21 protein-coding genes are annotated in these 23,095 nt (G+C 38.5%); 12 read left to right on the forward strand and 9 right to left on the reverse strand.

Features of this window, described 5'->3' with window-relative positions:
* The first annotated feature begins 220 nt into the window (after positions 1-220).
* From QZ738_RS04510 to QZ738_RS04520, 3 genes are all read left to right on the forward strand, one after another.
* On the forward strand, positions 221-1,321 hold the full coding sequence (locus QZ738_RS04510; protein ID WP_293785081.1) for a sensor histidine kinase: 1,101 nt from the start codon (positions 221-223) through the stop codon (positions 1,319-1,321).
* 227 nt (positions 1,322-1,548) lie between these two features.
* Entirely contained in the window at positions 1,549-2,880 is a 1,332-nt protein-coding gene (gene lat, locus QZ738_RS04515) for an L-lysine 6-transaminase (protein ID WP_293785083.1), read from the forward strand.
* A 2-nt stretch (positions 2,881-2,882) separates the two neighbouring features.
* Positions 2,883-3,284, forward strand: a complete 402-nt coding sequence (locus QZ738_RS04520) for a hypothetical protein (RefSeq protein WP_293785085.1) — start codon at positions 2,883-2,885, stop codon at positions 3,282-3,284.
* A 530-nt stretch (positions 3,285-3,814) separates the two neighbouring features.
* Here QZ738_RS04520 and QZ738_RS04525 read toward each other — a convergent pair.
* The 4 genes from QZ738_RS04525 to QZ738_RS04540 all read right to left on the reverse strand — a co-directional run bounded on the left by QZ738_RS04525 (position 3,815) and on the right by QZ738_RS04540 (position 7,419).
* A complete protein-coding gene (locus tag QZ738_RS04525) occupies positions 3,815-5,176 on the reverse strand; it encodes an acyl-CoA dehydrogenase family protein (RefSeq protein ID WP_293785087.1) in 1,362 nt (453 codons plus the stop codon).
* A gap of 385 nt (positions 5,177-5,561) precedes the next feature.
* Positions 5,562-6,278, reverse strand: a complete 717-nt coding sequence (gene bshB1 / locus QZ738_RS04530) for a bacillithiol biosynthesis deacetylase BshB1 (RefSeq protein ID WP_293785089.1) — start codon at positions 6,276-6,278, stop codon at positions 5,562-5,564.
* 7 nt (positions 6,279-6,285) lie between these two features.
* The gene (locus QZ738_RS04535) at positions 6,286-6,798 is read right to left on the reverse strand and encodes a glutathione peroxidase (protein ID WP_293785091.1); all 513 of its coding nucleotides are present in this window, start codon (positions 6,796-6,798) and stop codon (positions 6,286-6,288) included.
* A gap of 6 nt (positions 6,799-6,804) precedes the next feature.
* Complete coding sequence (locus QZ738_RS04540) at positions 6,805-7,419, reverse strand: DUF4294 domain-containing protein (protein WP_293785093.1); 615 nt, start codon at positions 7,417-7,419, stop codon at positions 6,805-6,807.
* A gap of 109 nt (positions 7,420-7,528) precedes the next feature.
* On the opposite strand from QZ738_RS04540, the gene QZ738_RS04545 reads away from it, so the two are divergent.
* The 6 genes from QZ738_RS04545 to QZ738_RS04565 all read left to right on the forward strand — a co-directional run bounded on the left by QZ738_RS04545 (position 7,529) and on the right by QZ738_RS04565 (position 13,935).
* Positions 7,529-9,736 (forward strand): bifunctional (p)ppGpp synthetase/guanosine-3',5'-bis(diphosphate) 3'-pyrophosphohydrolase, encoded by a 2,208-nt coding sequence (locus QZ738_RS04545; protein ID WP_293785095.1) that lies wholly within the window; start codon positions 7,529-7,531, stop codon positions 9,734-9,736.
* A 183-nt stretch (positions 9,737-9,919) separates the two neighbouring features.
* Positions 9,920-10,414 carry a Fur family transcriptional regulator gene (locus QZ738_RS04550; RefSeq protein ID WP_293785097.1) on the forward strand — a complete coding sequence of 165 codons (495 nt, stop codon included), beginning with the start codon at positions 9,920-9,922 and terminating at the stop codon, positions 10,412-10,414.
* A 38-nt stretch (positions 10,415-10,452) separates the two neighbouring features.
* Entirely contained in the window at positions 10,453-11,733 is a 1,281-nt protein-coding gene (locus tag QZ738_RS04555) for an adenylosuccinate synthase (RefSeq protein WP_293785099.1), read from the forward strand.
* A gap of 335 nt (positions 11,734-12,068) precedes the next feature.
* Complete coding sequence (locus QZ738_RS04560) at positions 12,069-12,296, forward strand: hypothetical protein (protein WP_293785101.1); 228 nt, start codon at positions 12,069-12,071, stop codon at positions 12,294-12,296.
* Positions 12,297-12,356: 60 nt separating this feature from the next.
* Positions 12,357-12,596 carry a type II toxin-antitoxin system RelE/ParE family toxin gene (locus tag QZ738_RS21290; protein ID WP_367268562.1) on the forward strand — a complete coding sequence of 80 codons (240 nt, stop codon included), beginning with the start codon at positions 12,357-12,359 and terminating at the stop codon, positions 12,594-12,596.
* Positions 12,597-12,678: 82 nt separating this feature from the next.
* Positions 12,679-13,935, forward strand: a complete 1,257-nt coding sequence (locus QZ738_RS04565) for an anthranilate synthase component I family protein (RefSeq protein WP_293785103.1) — start codon at positions 12,679-12,681, stop codon at positions 13,933-13,935.
* A 420-nt stretch (positions 13,936-14,355) separates the two neighbouring features.
* Here the strand turns inward: QZ738_RS04565 and QZ738_RS04570 are convergent, their stop codons facing one another.
* The 4 genes from QZ738_RS04570 to QZ738_RS04585 form a co-directional block, all read right to left on the reverse strand.
* Positions 14,356-15,162, reverse strand: a complete 807-nt coding sequence (locus QZ738_RS04570; RefSeq protein ID WP_293785105.1) for a M48 family metallopeptidase — start codon at positions 15,160-15,162, stop codon at positions 14,356-14,358.
* Positions 15,163-15,260: 98 nt separating this feature from the next.
* Positions 15,261-15,908 carry a glycerol-3-phosphate 1-O-acyltransferase PlsY gene (gene plsY, locus QZ738_RS04575; protein WP_293785107.1) on the reverse strand — a complete coding sequence of 216 codons (648 nt, stop codon included), beginning with the start codon at positions 15,906-15,908 and terminating at the stop codon, positions 15,261-15,263.
* 49 nt (positions 15,909-15,957) lie between these two features.
* Positions 15,958-16,800, reverse strand: coding sequence for a carboxylating nicotinate-nucleotide diphosphorylase (nadC, locus tag QZ738_RS04580; protein WP_293785109.1), 843 nt, complete (start codon positions 16,798-16,800; stop codon positions 15,958-15,960).
* A gap of 132 nt (positions 16,801-16,932) precedes the next feature.
* Positions 16,933-17,298: a DUF4783 domain-containing protein gene (locus tag QZ738_RS04585; RefSeq protein ID WP_293785111.1), complete on the reverse strand. Its 366-nt coding sequence runs from the start codon at positions 17,296-17,298 to the stop codon at positions 16,933-16,935.
* Positions 17,299-17,503: 205 nt separating this feature from the next.
* On the opposite strand from QZ738_RS04585, the gene gpmI reads away from it, so the two are divergent.
* Entirely contained in the window at positions 17,504-19,027 is a 1,524-nt protein-coding gene (gene gpmI, locus QZ738_RS04590; RefSeq protein WP_293785113.1) for a 2,3-bisphosphoglycerate-independent phosphoglycerate mutase, read from the forward strand.
* On the forward strand, positions 19,027-19,575 hold the full coding sequence (locus QZ738_RS04595; protein ID WP_293785115.1) for a hypothetical protein: 549 nt from the start codon (positions 19,027-19,029) through the stop codon (positions 19,573-19,575). The genes gpmI and QZ738_RS04595 overlap by 1 nt, the downstream gene beginning before the upstream one ends.
* Positions 19,576-19,610: 35 nt before the next feature.
* On the opposite strand, the gene QZ738_RS04600 is transcribed toward QZ738_RS04595, so the two are convergent.
* Complete coding sequence (locus QZ738_RS04600; protein WP_293785117.1) at positions 19,611-20,231, reverse strand: tetratricopeptide repeat protein; 621 nt, start codon at positions 20,229-20,231, stop codon at positions 19,611-19,613.
* A gap of 316 nt (positions 20,232-20,547) precedes the next feature.
* Between QZ738_RS04600 and lon the strand changes: the two genes are divergently transcribed.
* Positions 20,548-23,019, forward strand: coding sequence for an endopeptidase La (lon, locus tag QZ738_RS04605; protein WP_293785119.1), 2,472 nt, complete (start codon positions 20,548-20,550; stop codon positions 23,017-23,019).
* Positions 23,020-23,095 lie beyond the last annotated feature (76 nt).

The following is a 23,095-nucleotide window of genomic DNA, read 5'->3' on the forward strand; positions in this document are numbered from 1 at the left end:
TACATAGGCGGATGTCCAGTTACGGTTACAGTGATAGATGTTAAAGTTGGGTCAGAAATGGGTAAGCTTTTTTGTTTCCGAAAAACAAACAGTAATCGTTTTTTAAGTTTTGTTGTTTGCATAGCGTTAAATTTTTGCCCAAACTAAATCCTTTCTCGCTTGGAGTAAAAAAGTTTGGACGAAGGGGTATAATTATGCTACAGATAGATGTTTTTTTAGGATGAGTAAGATTTTAGAGTGTTTACGTACCTACAGGCTACATATTTTGATATGGGCTATTTATATTGCCTACGAAGTTGTTGTTACGGGTTTGTTTGCAGGTGTTTTTGGATCGTTAGTCAATTATATAATCCATTACCTCCTTAACATTTCGCTTTTTTATGTTAATGCTAAGCTCATATCCGGTATTAATGTGCATAACGGAAAAATAAACTACCTGAAATATCCATTGTTGTTTATTCTTGAAATTATGGTTTACACGTTACTTCTTGCTGTTTTAAACCGGGCATTTACGGAATATAATCAACCGGTAGGGAAAAATCTGCTGGGTTTAGACAGAAAATTTCTGTTTGGGGCAACCTATCGCTCTATTTTTTTTATAATGGTATCCTCCGGTTATGCATTTCTCATTCAGTTTATCAATGAGAAAAAAAAGTCAGAAATACTCAAAATCAACAACCTGGAAGATATTATTGCTCGCAGAACCGCCGAACGTAATCTGGTATCTGCACAAAATGCTTACCTACGGGCCCAGGTTAATCCGCACCTTTTTTTCAATGCTTTAAGTTTTGTACACAGGAGGATCAAAAAAACAGATGATATTGCAGGCGACATGGTGATTTCTTTAGCGGATATGATGCGTTACGCGGTAGATTCGAACCCAACTCAGGAGTTTACCAAAATTAAGGATGAACTTGAACATATCAGGAGCTTATGCGATATTTTCAGCAAACTAAGCAACGATCATTTTAATCTCCGTATGATATGTGAAGTAGACACGATGGAAACCAGCATCCCTCCCCTGATATTAGTAACTATTGTAGAAAACATGTACAAACATGGTAATTTATCCGATCCTTCCGATCCAGGCATACTTAAGATATATAAGGATGCTAATCTCCTCAGAATTGAATGCGAAAACCGTATATCTGGCCACAAACAATCGCACAGTTTTGGTACAGGCCTTAAAAATCTTGCTGATAGGTTATCTATGTTTTCAAAAGGGGAAAACATACTAAACTTTGAAGAAAAAGACCATAGGTTTATGTTGAAAATTAGTATTGTATGTTTGGAAAGCAAAGCCTTAAAAGTATTTTCTTAAAATCAGATTATAGTTCCTCTTAATACCAAACCGGACGAGATATTTTTCTTTTTTCGCTTTTTTTCACTGAAAAAGTTTTCCACATCTGTGGAGTCCAAAACCCGATTTCGTCTATAATCATACTTTAAACTGTTTAAACCTATTTTTTACCCAAAATGCAGAAAAAGTGCTTAAATTTTGATTTTAGGCACATTTAACTAAATTTGGATTATACCAAAACCAAGTTTATGTATCAATTAACTGTACCTGCAGATCGCGTTAACGAATCGTTAAGTAAGCACATTTTGGCCGATGGTTTCGACCTGACTTATGATATGGAAAAAAGTCACGGCGCTTACATTTATGATTCGAAATACAATAGGACTTTACTCGATTTTTTCACTTGTTTTGCTTCGGTTCCTTTAGGTTATAACCACCCCAAAATGGTTAATGACGAAGCTTTTAAAAAGAATCTTTTGCTCGCCGCTTTGGCTAATCCATCGAACTCCGATGTTTATACCCAACAATATGCACAATTTTTGGAAACATTTTCAAAAATTGGCATTCCCGATTATCTGCCCCATGCATTTTTTATTGCGGGTGGTGGCTTAGCGGTAGAAAACGCCATTAAGGTTGCCATGGACTGGAAAGTTCAGAAAAACTTCGCAAAAGGATATACTGAAGAAAAAGGTTTTAAGGTTTTGCACTTTGAAAAGGCTTTTCATGGCCGTACAGGTTACACGTTGAGCTTAACCAATACCTTACCCGATAAAACAAAATGGTTTGCCAAGTTCGATTGGCCTAGGGTAGCTGTTCCGGAGGTTAAATTTCCACTAACAGGAGATCGTTTAAATCATGCCATTGCTACCGAAGAAACTTCATTGGCCCAGATCAAAAAAGCCTTTGCAGCGCATAAAGATGACATCTGCGCCATCATCATAGAACCCATTCAATCAGAAGGCGGAGATAATCACCTACGGGAAGAATTTTTGATTCAGCTTAAAGCTTTAGCCGATGAAAATGATGCCTTTTTGATTTATGATGAAGTACAAACCGGTGTCGGGTTAACCGGTAAATTCTGGTGTCACCAGCACTTTAGCGAAAAAGCCCGACCAGATATTATCGCTTTTGGTAAAAAAATGCAGGTTTGTGGCATTCTTGTTGGCAACAAGGTAGACGAAATTGAAAGCAATGTATTTAAAGTGCCTAGCCGTATCAACTCAACATGGGGAGGCAATTTGGTTGATATGGTACGGTCCTCACAGATTTTACAGATTGTGGAAGAAGATCAGCTTTGTGAAAACGCAGCAAAAGTAGGCACTTACTTAAAAGATCAATTAGAAAACCTATCGCATCAATTTGATCAAATGACAAATGTACGCGGACGAGGCTTATTATGTTCTTTCGATTTCCCGACAAAAGAAATGCGCAATACATTTATTAGCAAAGGACTGGATAATAATGTAATGTTTTTAGGCTGTGGGGAGAGAACAATACGTTTCCGTCCGGCACTCTGTATTGAGCAGAAGCATATTGACGAAGGCCTGACGGTTATGGAAAAAATATTGCCTTTATTGTAGGCATGAAGAGAAAATCGTCGGTTTATTTGCTGCTCGCAGGGGTTTTAGCATTGATCTTTTTTATGGTTAAAGATATGGTCAGTCAACCTGGGATTGACGATATGAAAGCTGGCTTTAAAGAAATCGCCAGATATCGAAACGCCAACAACACCGGTCCGGTACAACGGATTTATGTGGTAAGTGTTAAAGATTCCATCTGGAAAGAAATGGAGGATTATGGTAATTTAATGCCCCATACCAAATACGGAAACACCAAAGTCTATTTTTTTATGCATAATGCAAATGTTCCGCAGAACTTACAGCCCGGAGAGGTGAATTTCGATCCGGTTTTCAACAAGGACTGTATTGCTCTGTATGAAAAAAGTGCGATGAGCCAGGTCGCATTTAATAAACATCCGTTTTAAACAGAAGTTAAACTTCGGGCCAAAACATAAAAATTCATGATTATCTGGAAATGAAGGGTTCTGAGCATTTGGCATTTTCAGTCCCGCTTTCCCTACTGCCAATTTGAAGGAAATTGGCATCCGTTCCAATCGGGTTTATATATCAAGTTTTGTGCCTTGAAACAAGCCATCGTTCAATAAACCTGACAGCAGCGAAAATCCTTTTTGCTTGCCGTACCCTTGAATATACTGTCATGCTGAGGAACGAAGCATCTCTAACCGACGAAAAAGATGCTTCGTGCCTCAGCATGACAAATGCGCAAAAAGATTGAAACGCCCGCCTGCAGTACGGGCAGGAATGGCAGGGCAACAGCACCTATGAAATGCTGACATTTGTTTTCCTAACCTTAAAAAAACCTGCTATTTAGCATACAACATCGGTCTTTGACAAGGCTCAAACTTAAAAGTATCATACGTACCTAAGCTCGAGCCCGACCTTAAACTCACGAAATTCTACAACACTAGCCATTAAATTTTGTGGGTTTTCCAAACTAAACAAAAGCTGAAAAGCCTGTTATAGCCCTACCTACAATGAGTGTATTAATTTCTTTGGTACCCTCATAGGAATAAATCGCTTCAGCATCGGCCACAAAACGGGCTACATTATATTCCAGCAAAATACCATTTCCCCCCATCACTTCTCTTGCTTTACTTACTACATCACGCGTTCTTAATGAACAGAAAACCTTGGCTAGCGAAGCATGTTCATCTTTTAATAAACCCTGATCTTGTAATTGCGATAAACGGAAACAAAGTGTTTGCATCGCCGTTAAATTCGATAACATTTCTACCAGGTGATTTTGAATCAACTGAAAAGATGCGATGGGTTTACCAAACTGTTTTCTGGTGCGCGTATATTCAAGGGCATTTTCATAAGCGCCACGGGCGCAACCTACCGCCTGCCAGGCTACTCCTGCCCTGGTCATCTGCAAAACTTTTGCGGTATCTTTAAATGAATTGGCATGTTGCAGGCGATCAGCTTCCTCTACCTCACAATCGGTTAAGGTAATTATTCCGTTTTGCACAATCCGTAGGGCCATTTTATCATGCATTTTCTCAACGGCAAAACCCGGATTATCCTTTTTAACAATAAAACCTTTTACTTCGCCACTTTCTTCATCGCGTGCCCAAATAATTAAGATATCGGCAAAGGTGGCATTGCCGATCCATTTTTTCTGACCGTTTAATATCCATCTGCCATTTACTTTTTTGCATGTTGTGGTTAGTCCGCCGGCAGCAGCAGACCCTACTTCAGGCTCAGTTAAACCAAATGCCCCGATAATTTTAAACTGCTGCATGAGCGGCAACCATTGCTGCTTTTGTTCTTCGGAGCCACATAAGTAGATCGAGCCCATGGCCAAACCACTCTGCACTCCAAAAAAAGTTGATATGGAGGTATCAATCCGGGCCATTTCCATGGCTAAAATCCCTTCCATCAAATTCGATTTCCCCGGACAGCCGTAACCTTTATAGGTTAAACCACAGATATTAAGTTCTGCCAGTTTTGGGATAATTTCAAAAGGGAATTCCGCTTTGTTCCAGTAATGGTTAACTATTGGTTTTACTTCCTGTTCTAAAAAAGCACGTACTTTTAACTGAAGCGCACGGTCTTCATCCTTTAACGCTTCATCACCCAAATGGTAAAAGTCACCTTCAATAGGCGGCAATTCTTTCTTCTTACCAGATCCGCCCATCATTTTCATCATCCCCTGAATTTGTTTATCATCCAGGCTTGATATCGTCTCGACCATTTTAGGTAAATCGACTTTCTTCGATAAAGCTTCTAACTTATCGAAATCTACATGTTTAAAAAGATGATAAGCGTTTTTGAGAGAAGAAAATATATTGGCCATTATTATTCGTTTTGAGAATAACAAATGAAGGGCGGTTTTGTTGGACTTTCAAAATAACCGCAAAGGGCACAAAGTTTTTCCGCGAAGAAACGCAAAGCCGCATCTTATTTTAACGACAAAAGGCACTGAATTTTGCAGAGGAACACATAGATTTTAACCGCTAAGAGCGCAAAACTTTTTCACAAGACATTTGAGGTTCAGGTCATTAAAAAATGTACCCAGCTCGGTGCTCTTTATGTCTTTCACAGTGAGTCTCTGTGGTTAAGATCAAAGCGTTATTTCAATTTTCCCACAGAGGGCCTTGAAGTTTAACAAATTAAGAAAAATGTGGCCAGCTTGGCGGCCTTTGTACCTTTCTCTCCGAGCTTTGCGGTTAAAAAAAGACCTACCTCAATTCAAACAAATTATCCACACCCAACAATTTCCTGGAAGTAAAGCCTTCGCCAAAAGTGGCACCAATACTTTTTCCAAACTCTCTTGCACGGCCAATTACACTTTCGAAAAATTCAGGTGAGGAGATATAGGTTTGCTGACCTTCTACATCCGGGTTATAAAACTGTGTTTTAAAAGCCTGGATCGATTCGATCTTTTTATCCATATGATCCGAGATATCTACGATGATATCAGGCTTTAAATACCGATCCTGAATAAATTGCAATAACAATCTGGGGCGATGTGCATCTTGTTTAATCCCATCTACTGAGGTTTCTATTTTTGGCAAACCCGATAAAAAAACCGAATCGTAAACCAGGTCGCCTGCTCTCCCATGGTCGGGATGGCGGTCTTCTAACGCATTGCTTAAAATAATTTCCGGCTGATATTTTCTAATGGCTTTAATCACTTCTAAACGGTGAAATTCGTCGTTCTGAAAAAACCCATCTCTCAACCTCAAATTTTCACGGATATGCAAGCCTAAAATTTTAGCTGAATCTGCCGCTTCTTCATCTCTCGTTTCTGCTGTACCGCGTGTACCCAATTCACCTCTGGTTAAATCTACAATGCCCACTTTTTTACCCAGGGCAATATGTTTTAAAATTGTACCTGAACAGCAAAGCTCCGCATCATCGGGATGCACGGCAATCACTAAAATATCTAATTTCATGTTGTAATTAATGGGCATTTTGGTTCAGCAACTGCTGAATTTTCTTTTTGATTTTCGAATTTAAGGGCTTGGTGATTGGTAAAAAATAATCTTCCAGCTCGCCATTTTTGTTCACGAGGTATTTATGAAAGTTCCAACGGGGTTTCGAACTTAATTTGGAGTTTTGTTTCTTATCGCTCAGGAACTGATAAAGTGGGTGGGCATTTTTCCCGCGAACAATAATTTTATCAAAAACCGGAAATTTTACACCATGGTTAATCTCACAGAAAGAGGTAATATCAGATCCCTCCAAAGGTTCCTGCTTTCCAAAATCATTAGAGGGGAAGCCCAGAATTTCAAAATCAGGATGGTTGATCTCGTCTTTAAGTTGCTGTAATTCCTTCAACTGTGGTGTTAAACCGCATTCTGATGCGGTATTTACAATTAGAACAACTTTGTTTTGATAAACAGATAATGGCTGTTCTTCACCATTAACTTTCTTCACTTTAAATGAATAAATATTGGGGATGCTATGCTGCATGATGTGTTATTGATAAAATCCTGAAGTACGGATGATAGATTCTATATCCCTGTCTGTATTCGGATCGTAAGTACTTTTTAAATTGTGTCCTACTACACGGGCAACAATCTGATAAGAAAATGCCGCAAAACCGCCTTTGGTTTGCTTTACGATATCATAAGTTGTTCTGCCCACCTCGCGGTCGATCAGTTTTGTTAAAATCTGCCCCTGAGTAATCGTCAATTCTTTTATTTCGCGGTTAAACATGTCTTTGATTTCCTTATCACACTGCTTAACCAATTGTTTTTGCTCTTTTTTCTCCGAAGTTTTGGCTAAATCCTGCTCCAGTTGTTCGTAACGGCGTTTGGCAAACAAAGCGTAAGGCATTACCTTTAAAACGTTATACCGCAAACGGTTATAAGCGGCCTGTTCTGCCGGCGATTTCCAGATTCTGGCTGCATAAATGTTCACCTCGTTCAATTGCATCCATGGAATCATCACTCCGTTATCATTTGTTGAGGCTACTCTTATGGTATCGCTTTTACCTAATTTTGGGAATACAGGGGTAGTTGGCTCCTGCGCCTGCAGTGAAACACCATAAATCATTACAATACAAAGAAAAAATAGCCCTTTAAATTTCATAAATTTATACTTTTACAAAGTTAGGTGTTATTTCATATATTAGTTGTTTCACAGAACTAATATAAGTTTTATTCATAAATAAGACGCAATTTTTACGCAAAAAATACAAATGAAAACAGAGTTAGTGATTGATTTAGAGGCGGAAAAGCAAGAGATTTTAAAAAGATACAGGGCATTACTTCGGGCAAGTAAATCTACCTTACAGAAAGGAGATAAAAAAGAAATCCGGAAAGCTTTTGATATGGCTCTCGAGAGCCATAAAGATATGCGCCGGAAGTCGGGAGAACCCTATATTTATCATCCCATCGCTGTAGCACAGATTGCTGCCGAAGAAATTGGCTTGGGAACAACTTCCATCGTATGCGCCTTATTGCATGATGTGGTGGAAGATACAGACATCACTTTAGAAGATATTGAACGAGAATTTGGCAAAAAAACCGCTAAAATTATTGATGGATTAACCAAAATTTCGGGTGTTTTTGACACGAATAGCTCATTGCAGGCTGAAAATTTCCGCAAGATGCTGCTTACCCTGGCCGATGATGTCCGCGTTATTCTCATCAAACTTGCCGATCGTTTGCACAACATGCGTACAATGGATTTTATGCCCCGCCACAAGCAGCTTAAAATCGCCTCAGAAACCATTTATCTGTACGCCCCCCTAGCTCACCGTTTAGGTTTATATGCCATAAAATCAGAATTGGAAGATCTTTCGATGAAATATCTTGATCCTGATACTTATAAATTCATCGCCAAAAAGTTAAATGAGAAAAAAGCCGAACGTGCGCTTTTTATCAAAAAATTCGTAGAACCTATTGATGAGATTGTTCATGAACAAGGTTTAGTTGCCGATGTTTACGGCCGACCGAAATCTATCCACTCCATCTGGAACAAGATGAAAAAGAAAAACATCCCGTTTGAGGAAGTTTATGATCTTTTTGCCATACGGATTATTTTGGATTCGGCCCCGGAAAATGAAAAGGCCGATTGCTGGAAAGCGTATTCCATTGTAACCGATTTATACCGCCCAAATCCGGATCGCTTACGCGATTGGGTGTCATCGCCAAAAGGAAATGGTTACGAAAGTTTGCACACTACGGTAATGGGTCCACGCGGGCAATGGGTGGAAGTACAGATCCGTACGCAACGCATGAATGAGATTGCAGAAAAAGGTTTCGCGGCACATTGGAAATACAAAGAATCAAGCAACGACAATGGTCTCGACCAGTGGATCCAAAAGGTACGCGAAATGTTAAGTAATCCCGAAGCCAACGCTTTAGATTTCCTTGACGATTTTAAAATGAACCTTTTCTCGGATGAGATTTTTATTTTCACGCCAAAAGGTGCTTTAATCCAGCTGCCTTTGGGCGCTACTGCATTGGATTTTGCTTTCGAAATCCATACCGATGTAGGTGCAACCTGTATCGGAGCCAAGGTAAACCATAAACTGGTTCCCATCTCCTACAAACTTCAAAATGGCGATCAGGTAGAGATTATCACCTCAAGCAAACAAACCCCTAAAGAAGATTGGCTCAACGTGGTGGTTACCGCTAAAGCCAAATCGAAAATTAAATCATCTCTAAAAGAAGAAAAGCGGAAAATTGCCGAAAATGGCAAGGAGATTTTAGAGAGGAAGCTAAAATCGCTTAAAATTACCTACAATACCGAAAACATCCAAAAACTGAGTTATTTCTTTAAGCTACCTTCCACCCAGGAACTTTTTGTGAATGTTGCCCTCGGAAAAATAGAGCTAAAAGACATTAAAGAGTATTTGTCTAATGGAAAAGAAGTGGAAAGCCGCAGTCCGGAACGACCTGAAAATCTTTCTGTTGATGGCATAAAAAGTAAAATTAAAGGTGGAGAATCTGATATTTTACTCATTGGTGAAGATATGCAGCGTATTGATTATACGTTGGCGGCCTGTTGTAACCCGATACCTGGCGATGATGTTTTTGGATTCATCACCGTGAGTGAAGGGATAAAAATACACCGCACCAATTGCCCAAATGCAGCACAGTTAATGGCCAATTATGGTTACCGGGTGGTTAAAGCCAAATGGAACAAACAACAGGAATTAACTTTCTTAACCGGCTTACGTATTGTGGGTATTGATGATGTTGGCTTAATCAACAACATTACACGCGTTATTTCCACCGATTTTAAAGTAAATATGCGTTCAATTACGGTAGATACCAATGAGGGGATTTTTGACGGTTCGATCATGATTTTTGTAAATGATACCGAACATCTCGAAAATCTGATTAAAAATTTATTAAAAGTGAGGGGCGTTACCGGAGTAACCAGGTTTGATGCTTAGTTAGTCCACATTCCTAAGTCAGGAGTCCGGAGTCGGATGTCAGGGTTTTGAGTCTAAGTCAGAAGTTTTGCCATTTCAACTTCTGACTCCTGAGCTCAGACCTCCGACTTATTACAACATTTAAACAATCTAACCCTCGAACAATCAAACTAATTACCTACCTTTGAATGGAGTTTAAAAACTATGTCTGAACAAAAAACAAATGAGCTCGTTCGCAAGATTTTTGAGGCTTATTTAGAAAACAAAAATCTACGTAAAACACCAGAGCGTTTCGCTATATTGGAAGAAATATATTCAAGAAATGACCACTTTGATGTAGAAACCCTGTATATCCATATGAAAAACCAAAAGTACCGCGTAAGCCGTGCTACGGTTTATAACACATTGGAGTTACTGGTTTCCTGCGATTTAGTTACCAAGCACCAGTTTGGTAAAAACATGGCACAATTCGAAAAATCGTACGGTTATCGCCAGCATGATCACGTGATCTGTATAGAATGTGGTAAAGTAGTAGAATTTTGCGATCCCCGTATTCACCAGATCCAAACCATGGTTGGTGATCTTTTAAAGTTTGATGTTAAACACCATTCGTTAAATCTTTATGGTTTCTGTTCTGATTGCAGCATGGCCAGAAAAGTAAGTGAAACTGCGGCAACAGAAAAAATTGAACAAAATTAAATCAAAATACAAATAAAACCAGCCTAATTTATTAAATAATGACGCAAGTAGATGTACTTCTCGGCCTGCAATGGGGCGATGAAGGAAAGGGAAAAATCGTTGATGTACTCAGTCCAAAATATGATCTTATCGCCCGTTTTCAGGGTGGCCCAAATGCCGGACATACTTTAGAGTTTGATGGCAAAAAATTCGTTTTAAATACCATTCCATCCGGAATTTTTAACGAAAAAACCATGAATCTGATCGGTAATGGTGTAGTCATCGACCCTATTATCCTAAAAAGAGAGTTAGATAATTTAAAAAAAGCTGGTCATGACCCGATTGCCGATGGCAAACTGGTAATTGCCCGTAAAGCACACTTAATTTTACCAACCCACCAGTTATTGGATGCAGCTAACGAAGCGCGCATGGGTAAAAACAAAATTGGCTCCACCTTAAAAGGTATTGGCCCGACGTATATGGATAAAACCGGCCGTAATGGTTTGCGTGTTGGCGATACGACCCTACCTGATTTTAAAGAACGTTATGCCAAACTGGTAGAAAAACATACCGAAATCCTTTCTCATTACGAAGATTTTGAATATGAATTGTCAGAAAAAGAAACATTATTCTTTGAAGCAATCGAATTCCTGAAAACCATTCCACATGTAGATAGCGAACACTATGTAAATGGTTTCCTTAAAGAAGGAAAAGCAGTTTTAGCAGAAGGTGCGCAAGGAACGTTGTTAGATGTGGACTTTGGCTCCTATCCTTTTGTAACTTCAAGTAACACCACCACTGCAGGTGCCTGTACCGGTCTGGGTATTGCGCCGAATAAAGTAGGTGCTGTTTATGGTATTTTCAAAGCCTATTGTACTCGTGTTGGTGGCGGTCCTTTTCCTACCGAATTAGATAATGAAGTGGGTGAAAATTTACGTGCCTTAGGTCATGAGTTTGGTGCAACTACAGGTCGGGCCCGCCGCTGTGGCTGGATTGATCTTCCTGCTTTAAAATATGCCATCATGTTAAACGGTGTAACCGAATTAATTATGATGAAGGCAGACGTATTAGATACTTTCGATACCATTTATGCCTGTACTCACTATGAGTACAACGGTGAAACCATCGATTACATGCCTTATGACATCATCTCTATTGAACCAAAACCAGTATTAAAAGCAATTGATGGCTGGGCTACAGATGTAACCAAAATCACATCTGTGGACGAAATTCCAGCTAAATTGACTGAATATATTGCATTCCTGGAAAAAGAACTGGAAGTGCCGATCAAATTCCTTTCAGTAGGCCCGGATAGAGCGCAAACATTAGAATTACGTTAAAACATTAGATTCGTCATGCTGAATTTAGTTCAGGGTGAGGACGAATAGAAGAAAGCAACCCGAAACCGGGTTGCTTTTTTTTTCCGAATTACTTATCAAAAAAAATCATCATCTCGACCGTAGCAAAGCGAAGTTGGAGATCTATCTAAACAGATTTAGCTTCGCTGAGCACTCGTGGTTCTCAACCGGGTTGCTTTTTTAGTTCCAGAGTTGTCAACTTTAAGAACAATAACGCCAGAAAGTCGGCAACTCATTGCCGATTGATATAATAACTTGATTTCAAAAGTTTGTTTTCATCTCCAATTTAGTTATTTTTGAGTACAAACACTTTGATTATGGCAACTATCTTAGAAAGCGAAATGCTAAATTATTTTACCCAGCTAGATGATGCCGAAAAAACTTCTGTAGTTAAAATGCTTAAAGCGTTTATAAAAGGAAAAAAAGAAAATTCAAAGGTTACCATTGAAGTCTATAATAATGAGCTTTTAGCCGCAGAGCATGAGTTCAAAAATGGCAATTATATTTCTCATGATAAATTATTAAATGAGATTAAAAGTTGGTAACCAAACATCTTGAAATTGTCTGGACTAAGCAAGCCAAAAACCAATTAAGAGAAATCTATAATTAAATTAGCCAAGAATCCGTCCAAAAATGCAATAAAGGTAATAAATGATTTAACCCAAGCAGTAGAAAATATAGTCCAGTATCCTGAAAAACATAAGATTGATCAATATAAAAAGGATAACGACGGGACATATCGTGCTTTTGAAAAACATCATTTTAGGATATCCTATCGAAACGAAAATCAGATCATAAGAATATTAAGGGTTAGGCATACCAAAATGAATCCTAAAAAACACTAATTTTACGATGCTAACCATAATTATCAAGAGATAAAAATTAATTTCTTACAATTACCATCCCTATTTTTACCTTTGCGACAGCTTGGAAACCCCGCAAAACATATCTGATTTTAAACGAAAAGCATTACACTGGGCCAACCAGTTCAAAGTCTGTTGCTTTTTAGATTCAAACGACTATAAAGATGACTATTCGGCATACGATTTCATGATCGCTGCAGATGTGTCTGACGAACTCAAGTGCTCAGCAGGCAATAGTTTTGATGAATTAAAGAATTTTTATGCTGCACATCAGCAATGGATTTTCGGCTATTTCAGCTATGATTTGAAAAACGAAATAGAAGCGCTTTACTCAAATCGTCCTGATGGATTAAATTTTGCAGATTTATATTTCTTTGTTCCAAAATACCTGATTGCTTTTAAAAATGGTAGCGCTGAAGTGCTTATTGGTGATCAATCTGTTTTAGAAGAGATCGAATCTGCAGCTTTTGAAAATAAAAAACAAGCGAAAGCCGTACAGATCTCATCAAGATTATCCAGAGATCAATATATAGTTAAAGTTGAGGCATTAAGAAACCACATCCATAGGGGCGATATTTATGAAATCAATTTTTGTCAGGAGTTTTTTGCTGAGAATGCTGAAATAAACCCCATTCATACTTTTGAAGCCTTAAATCATGTCTCTCCAACGCCATTTGCAGGTTATTTTAAAGTTTATGATAAATATATCTTATCTGCCACACCAGAAAGATTTTTATGCAAAAGCGGATCGAAACTGACCTCACAACCCATTAAAGGCACTGCCAAAAGAAGTTCTGATCCTGAAGAGGATAAAGCTATAAAACTGCAGCTCAGAAATGACATTAAAGAACAGGCAGAAAATGTAATGATTGTTGATTTGGTACGTCATGATCTCACTAAATCTGCAGTCAAAGGTTCTGTTACCGTTGATGAATTATTTGGCATCTACAGTTTCCCACAAGTCCATCAAATGATCTCGACCATTAGCTGTGAATTAAATCCAGAAATCCACTTTATCGATGCCATAAAAAATACTTTCCCTATGGGTTCTATGACGGGGGCACCAAAGGTAAAAGCCATGAAATTGATTGAAGAACACGAAGTGACCAAAAGGGGCATTTATTCAGGCTCTTTTGGCTATATAACACCTGATGGCGATTTCGATTTTAACGTGGTGATCAGAAGTATCTTGTACGATGCTGAATCCAAATATTTATCATTCCAGGTTGGTGGAGCCATCACTTACGAAAGTAATGCCCTTTCAGAATACGAAGAATGTTTGCTAAAAGCGAGTGCGATTTTAAAGGTTTTAGGTGGTTAATCAGTTCATTTGTTCAATGGTCATTAGTTTATTTGCCAGTGGTTAACTTTCTAGTCTCGGCGTCTCGCTACAATGTAATCGATATCATTATGCCATACTGATTGTAGCGTCTCGCTACGACTTAAAATTAAATAAAAGAGCAATCATTCTGAACGTCGTGGAGAAATCTTTTAAACGAAAAAGGTCTTAGCGAGATGCTAAGACCAGATACTGTTGAAAAAACCATACTGGTTGTAGCGTCTCGCTACGACTTAAAATTAAATAAAGAGTCTATAATTCTAAATGCCGTGGAAAAATCTTTTAAACGAAGCAGGTCATAGCGAGACGCTAAGACCAGACGCGTGTTTGCTTCACACTAAACCCTTCACCCTTCAAGCCCTCTGCCTTCAACCCTACGCCCTATACCTTCAACCCTAAATCTTATCTCTTATAATACTGTTGCGCTTCAGGCAAATATTTTTGAATCTGTGCAATACGGGTAGCATCACTTGGGTGGGTACTTAAAAACTCAGGTGGTCTTTGTCCGCTCGCAGAGGCCGAAGCCATCCTATTCCAGAAAGCAGTAGCATTTTGAGGATTATATCCGGCCATGGCCATAAAAATCAAGCCTAATCGATCAGCTTCCAACTCCTGGTTACGGCTAAATTTCAACATCGCAACAGGGGTACCTACACCATATAAGGTATTAAAAATGGATTGTGTTTGCGGATTTTTAGACAGCGCTACGCCTGCAGCAGCCCCAATCCCCTGAGCAACCATTTCCTGCGACATCCGTTCTACTGAATGGCCCGCAATGGCATGGGCAATCTCATGCCCCATAACGGTAGCTAAGCCGGCATCATTCTGGGTAACAGGCAAAATACCTGTATAAACTACAATCTTACCTCCAGGCATACACCAGGCATTTTTTTCATTATTTTGTACAACATTAACTTCCCATTGATAATCAGCAATCAGATTACCATAGTTGTTGCTGTTCATATATGATTTTACTGCATTAATTAACCGATTCCCTACGGTTTTAACCTTCAAAGCCTGAGCATTTGAAGCAGGTAAAACGGCTGATTTATTTTCTGTTAAAAAAGTATTATAAGCCTGGAATGCCATTGGCAAAACCTGGTCGTTACTTACCAGATCAAATCGGCTACGGCCCGTTAAAGGCACGGTAGAACATGAGTTAAATAATAAAATCCCAGCAACACTGGCTGCTAAAAATATTTTTTTCATAAATGCGATTTTTTTAAATGATTCGTAAACTGATAAGCAAAAGCCGTTGATTAAACAGCAAGCCCATAAATAAGTTTTAAAGAAATGTGTTTTGTGGGTTAATTCGTTTTCTTTCTAAACAAATACACTTTTGATTCTTTGCCTTTCAGCAATCTTTCGAGGTTTTTTTGATGGGTAACCAGAATTAAAATACAAACCACCATGCCGTAAAGCACTTCAGATTTGATGGAAACCTGAAACAGGAAAACGACACTTAAGGGAAAGGTAAATCCTGCACAAATGGAACTTAATGAAACATATTTAGTTAATAGCAGCACGATCACAAAAACCAGAACGCAAAGCATAGATGCTTCAAAGTTGACTGCCAAAATCATTCCAAAAAGTGTAGCTACACCTTTACCACCCCTAAAACCGGCAAAAACAGGAAACAAATGCCCCATAACTGCGGTTACTCCCAAAGCAAGCTGATAGTTAACAAAAACAACTGAATTTTGTGGCCCGGTTACCGACATGCCAATCAGATAAGCTAAATTGGTTGCGGTATAGCCTTTCGCAATATCGATGATCATCACGGCAATTCCGGCTTTTTTGCCCAACACCCTAAAAGTATTCGTTGCACCAGCGTTGCCACTTCCATATTCCCTTACGTCAATGCCATAAAAGGCCTGACCTAGCCATACAGCTGTTGGTATAGACCCGAAAAGGTAAGCAACTAATAACGCGCTGAGAGAATAAACCGTAACCATAGCCTACAATGTTACAAAAAATAAGCTTTTAATTTTAGAGCAAATCAATTTAGTACGCTTTTAAACTCATATCCAGGCTTTTCACAGAATGTGTAAGCGCACCCATCGATATAAAATCTACTCCACAAGCGGCGTATGCAGTTACATTCTCTTCAGTAATCCCACCGGAAGCCTCGGTCACAAATTTCCTGTCGATTAATGCAACAGCAGCCTTTAAATCTTCGAAACTAAAATTATCCAGCATAATCCGGTCTATACCACCAACAGCTAAAACCTGTTTCAACTCTTCCAGGTTCCGCACCTCAATTTCAATTTGAAGTGATTTATTTTGATCTGTCAGATATTTTTGAGCCGCTGTAATGGCATTTGAAATCCCTCCTGCATAATCTACATGGTTATCCTTAATCAGGATCATATCATATAAACCTATGCGGTGATTTACTCCTCCGCCAATCCTTACTGCCCATTTCTCTAAATAACGCAAACCAGGAGTGGTTTTACGGGTATCTAAAATCCTGGTATTGGTCGCTTTTAACAGCGAAACGATGCGATGGGTTTTAGTAGCAATGCCGCTCATGCGCTGCATACAGTTTAACACCAATCTTTCGGCTATTAAAATAGAATGTGTACTTCCCGCAACCGTTAAGGCGATATCACCAACTTTAACGGCCACACCATCTTGCAGAAATACCTCAACTTTCAAGCCGGGATCAACCTCCTTAAATATTTCAATAGCCAGTTCAATTCCAGCTAAAATACCATCTTCTTTGATAATCAGTTTTGCTTTTCCTTGGGTTCCCTGCGGAATGGTGGAAAGTGAAGTATGATCGCCGTCCCCAACATCTTCGGCAAGGGCATTTTTGATGAATTGATGTATCAGTTGAATATCCAAAATATAGATTTTAGTGCCGCAAAAATAAGAATTATTTGTTAGCAGGCAATTTCCTGAAAGTTTAATGTGAATGGTAAATCTAATTTAGCCTGAGATCCAGAAAGCTTCTAACACCAAACCTATTGCTAAAAACTAATCCTTTGCAGGCTCTATTCTTAATTCGGTAATAGAAAAGCTGGTATTGAATTTTTTCATGGTGATAGAAACCCTGAAAGTTTCTTTGGCAGTACTCAACATGATTACACCAAAACGATAATTTGGATTGGTATTGATTTTATGGAAAATACTTGTTTTTACCGGAGGATGTTTGATAAAAAAATCCCTCAGAATCTGTTCGCCCTGTGCTTTTGAGTATACATCTTCTTCATCAATAATGATCAGTTCGATGGTTGAGGCAAAATCTTTGGCAATTTCTTTAGCGTTACCAGCCTTAAAATACGACGACAAATCATCAATTATATCAGCCTGAAAGGCATTAGGATGATATAACGACGACAAACTAATTATGAGTAAAAACAAGCTCCGGATCATTTCTGTATTTTATACAGAACCCTATAGCTAAAATTATGCCATTAGCATATCAAAAAAAGGATTTCTTCATTTGTATCCGCCTCAATAAAGTTATATTTGCCATGCAAACAAAATACTAAACATGGTATCCATGAAAATGTTTTGACATAGATCAATAAATTTTACAATAAAAATGGTAAACGATAAAAAACTCGCACTGATAATCCTTGATGGCTGGGGTTATGGAAAACAAGATAATTCTGATGCTGCGTATGCTGCCAATACTCCTTTTTTCGACTCGTTATTACAGAAATATCCAAATTCTAAACTGGAGGCATCTGGTGAAGCTGTAGGCTTACCTGCAGGACAAATGGGTAATTCAGAAGTTGGACACATGAACTTAGGTGCCGGCAGGGTAGTTTACCAGGAGCTTGGAAGAATCAATAAAGCGATAGCCGACAGGGAATTGCACCACAACCCTGTTTTAGTCAGTGCATTCGATTACGCCAAGCAGCATCATAAAGCAGTTCACTTTATCGGGCTGGTTTCGAACGGTGGTGTACATGCACATATAGAACATTTAAAAGCCTTATGCGATGCCGCGAATGAAGCAAATGTACCTAACTCTTTTGTACATGCTTTTTTAGATGGCCGTGATACGGATCCAAACTCTGGTCTGGGTTTTATCTCTGACCTCGACAATCACTTACAAAATTCTAATACTAAGCTGGCTACCATGGTTGGCCGTTATTACGCCATGGACCGCGATAACCGTTGGGAACGCGTGAAACAAGCTTATGATGTAATGGTTAATGGCGTTGGCGAAAAAACACAAAATGCTTTAGCTGCAATCAAAAAATCTTACGCTGATGGTATTACTGACGAGTTTTTAAAACCAATTGTGTTAACGCAAGATAATGGTACTCCCGTAGCAACCATTCAAAATGATGATGTGGTCATCTGTTTCAATTTCCGCACAGACAGGGGACGTGAGATTACCACAGCTTTGACGCAAAAAGATTTCCCGGAGCAGCAAATGCATAAATTGCCATTGTATTATGTTACCATGACTACCTACGATGAGAGTTTTGAAAAGGTAAATGTAATCTTCACCAAAGATGATTTAACCCAAACCATTGGCGAAGTATTGGCCAATAACAATAAAAATCAGATCCGTATTGCCGAAACTGAAAAATACCCTCACGTAACTTTCTTCTTTTCTGGCGGCAGAGAAGCTGAATTTGCCAATGAGAAACGCATATTAATTCCTTCGCCAAAAGTAGCAACTTACGATCTTCAACCTGAAATGAGTGCTGCTGGGATTACGGATGCCATCACCAAAGAAATGGAAACAGGATGGGCTGATTTTATCTGCTTAAACTTTGCCAACCCGGATATGGTGGGCCATACCGGTGTTTTTGAAGCCGTGGTTAAAGCAGTGGAAACTGCTGATAAATGTGCCGAAACCGTAGTAAACAAAGGTTTGGAAAATGGTTATTCGTTCATTCTCCTGGCCGATCATGGAAACTCAGAATTTATGGTGAATGCAGATGGATCGGTCAATACTGCACATACCACCAACCTGGTTCCCTGCATTTTAATTGACAAAGACTATAAAACCATTGCAGATGGTAAATTGGGCGACATCGCCCCTACTATCCTCAAAATAATGGGTGTGGCTATTCCAGCAGAAATGACAGGAAATGTTTTAGTATAATGATTAAAAAACTTTTTATTCCGGTACTTGCTTTGGCATTGCTTTCCTGTAACCAGCGAAAAGAAGCTGAAGCAAATACCAGTTTAGTATATTTCAATATAAAAGGATATTTTGAAAAAGAAATTTCGCGTTTACAAAAACTAAACCCCACTGTAAATAAAACCGTTAGTGTAAACGGGACAATTGAAAGCAAAAGTGCTAAAATTGCCGACTGGACAAAGGAATTTGCTATTTTTGTTAATGCCGACATCAATAAAACATCCTGGAAAGGAAGTTTTAAAACAACAGAAAAAAACGGGGTAGCTATCTATACTTCAGATCATGATAAGATTCCCGTTAAAAAAGTTTCAATCACCTGGAGAGGTCGGGAAGTGGGTAAAATAGAGATCGTTATCGATAATAAAAATATCGTTTACCGATCTCAGGATACATTAACTTACTTTCCTGATAGCTTATACAGCTACAAAAAACAACAGAAAATCAGACTTTTAAAGGATAAGAAGTATGCTGTTATTGGAATCCTGGAAAAAAAAATGGGACCCGAATAGGTCCCATTTTTTTAATTTAAAATTCAAAGCTGTATTTATTTCAGGCTTGCAATCTGCGCCTTATCGTAAGTTACCCAATCAATAATATCTTTTCTTAAAGGCTGCAAAGTAAGCACCTTCTGAAAATCAGCGATAGAGTTATTGAATAAAGCTATACAAGCTGCTTTTTCTTCTTTTTTCTTTGCTTTAAAAGATCTGAAAATTGCATAATCCTTATAAGCTAAACCACGGTTCTGAAACATTTGCGCATCTTCATCACCGTTAATCTCAATGGCTTTTGTAAAATCCTTAAGAGAGGCCAGATAGAAGTTTTCGCGCATGGTATTTAACGATTCTTTAGGATCGTTAGCTATTTTCAACCTTGCAATACCACGATAATAGTATGCCGAAACCTCTGAAGGTTTGATGTTCAATAAGCGGCTGTAAGTGGCAATACATTTTTCGTATTCGCGGTTTTGGAAGTAAGAATATCCAAGCATTTGAAGTACGTGTGCATTATCGGGAGTTTTAGCGTCAGCCTTTTCTAATTGCATAGCCGCGGTTTTATAATCACCTTTCATCATCGCCTGCATGCTTCTTTCGTAACTGCTCTGCGCGAAACTGCCTGTTGATGTGAAAATCATTAATCCTAAAATCGCCTTTTTAAAATAGTCCATGTATGAGTGATAAGTTAACCAATTTAGCCCCTAAACAAATTTATAGGGGAAATTTTTTGCAATATAATCCTATTCTGATAATTTAAAAGTTTTTAATTTTCTTTCATTAAAAACCATTTGCCCTAAACACTAGCTTAAACGCTAAAAAATACTTTATATGATATGGGCAAAAATATTTATATTACTCTGCCTTTTTAACATATGATTAATATTATTTTCATTTTGGCACAAGAGTTGAATTTGTAAAAAGAATACTAAAATTAAACAAATTAAATACGACTAAACTGCCAGTTTGTCGTTAGCGGAAAATGTGATAATGAGTAAACAAGATATATTTGATTTCCAAACAGCAATGCCAATCATAAATGAAGATACCGAGTTTTTTCCCTTAATGTCTCAACAGGATGAAGAGGAAATGAACAATGAGGAAACGCCGGAAACCCTGGCCATATTGCCTTTGCGAAATACCGTTTTATTTCCAGGAGTCGTTATTCCGATTACCGTGGGAAGAGACAAATCGATTAAGTTGATTAAGGAAGCTTACAAAGGAAACAAGATCATTGGCGTGGTTTCTCAAAAAGACGTTTCTATTGAAGATCCTACTTTTGAGCAGCTTAACACTGTGGGTACTGTGGCCAATATTATTAAACTGTTGCAGATGCCGGATGGAAACACGACAGTCATTATTCAGGGTAAACAACGTTTCAGTTTGATTGAAGAAGTACAGAACGAACCTTATATCAAAGCAGTTGTTAAAAAATTTGTAGAGCAAAAACATAAGGCAGATAAAGAATTTAAAGCCCTGATTGCTTCTATTCGAGAGATGTCTGCGCAGATTATCCAGCTTTCACCAAATATCCCGAGCGAAGCCAGTATTGCACTGAAGAACATTGAAAGCAATTCATTTTTGATCAATTTCATTTCATCAAATATGAATGCCGAAATGGCTGATAAGCAAAAAATCCTTGAAATGGATAAATTGCAGGAAAGAGCGCAAAAGGTAATGGAACTCTTGATGGTAGAACTGCAGATGCTTGAACTGAGAAATCAGATCCAATCAAAAGTACGTACCGATTTAGATAAACAGCAACGCGATTATTTTTTAAATCAACAGCTAAAAACCATCCAGGAAGAACTTGGCGGTAATGCTGCCGATTTAGAATTCGACGCATTACAGGAAAGGGCTAAAAAGAAAAAATGGACGCAGGCCGTTGCCGATCATTTTGATAAAGAAATCGATAAACTAGGTAGAATGAATCCTGCCGCACCTGATTATTCGGTACAGTTAAACTACCTGGAATTACTTTTGGATTTACCCTGGAACGAGTTTACAAAGGATAATTTCGACCTAAAAAGAGCACAGCGCATTTTAGATAAAGACCATTTTGGTTTAGAAAAAGTAAAGCAGCGTATTATCGAATACCTGGCTGTACTAAAACTAAAACGCAATATGAAAGCGCCTATTTTGTGTTTGGTTGGCCCTCCGGGGGTGGGTAAAACATCTTTGGGAAAATCGATTGCAAAAGCATTAGGCCGTAAATATGTGCGCATGGCTTTAGGCGGCATCCGCGATGAAGCAGAAATCCGCGGCCACCGCAAAACCTATATTGGTGCGATGCCGGGCCGTATCATTTCATCTATTAAAAAGGCCGGAGCAGATAATCCTGTTTTCGTGCTGGATGAGATTGATAAAGTAGGTACGGATCACCGGGGCGATCCATCATCAGCCTTGCTGGAGGTTTTAGACCCCGAACAAAACAATGCTTTTTACGATCACTATGTAGAAGTGGATTATGATTTGTCGAACATCCTCTTTATTGCTACAGCAAACTCTTTGAGCACCATACAGCCTGCTTTGTTAGATCGTATGGAGATTATTGAGGTGAATGGATATACCATTGAAGAAAAAATAGAGATTGCCAAAAAATACCTGTTGCCAAAACAGAAAGAAAATCATGGCTTGCAGACCAAAGATATTTCCATTAAACCTGCCCTGATTGAAAAAGTAATTGAAGATTATACCCGGGAATCGGGTGTACGTGGTTTAGAGAAAAAAATAGGCTCTTTAGTACGTGGCGTAGCTACAAAAATTGCTATGGAAGAAACCTACAACGTAAATCTGGACAATGATGATGTGGAGCGTATTTTAGGTGCTCCTATTTACGACAAGGATTTGTACGAAGGCAATGAAGTAGCCGGAGTTGTAACGGGTTTAGCCTGGACAAGTGTTGGTGGAGATATTTTATTCATCGAATCGAGTTTAAGTCCTGGAAAAGGAAAATTATCCTTAACAGGTAACCTGGGCGATGTAATGAAAGAATCAGCGGTGATTGCACTGGCTTACTTACGCGCACATGCTGCAGAATTTGGCATCGATTATACTTTGTTCGATAATTGGGATGTACACGTACACGTTCCGGCAGGTGCTACGCCTAAAGATGGTCCATCGGCCGGAATAACGATGTTAACGGCGTTAACTTCAGCCTTTACCCAACGTAAGGTAAAACAGCATTTAGCCATGACCGGCGAGATTACTTTGCGCGGAAAAGTGCTTCCGGTAGGTGGCATTAAAGAAAAAATACTGGCCGCCAAAAGGGCTAACATTAAAGAAATTATCCTTTGCAGAAGCAATCGTAAAGATATTTTAGAGATTAAAGAAAGTTATATTAAAGATTTAACTTTCCATTATGTAACTGAAATGAGCGAAGTGATTGAATTGGCATTGACTAAAAACAAAGTAAAAAAACCTTTAGATTTAAGTATTAAAATTGCACCAATTGTAAACTAATTTATAATCTTTTAACAGAGAACAATCAAAAATTCATTTACAATAAATACTTTTATAGTCCCGGTAATGATCGGGA

Source organism: uncultured Pedobacter sp. (genome assembly GCF_913776295.1).
GTDB lineage: Bacteria > Bacteroidota > Bacteroidia > Sphingobacteriales > Sphingobacteriaceae > Pedobacter.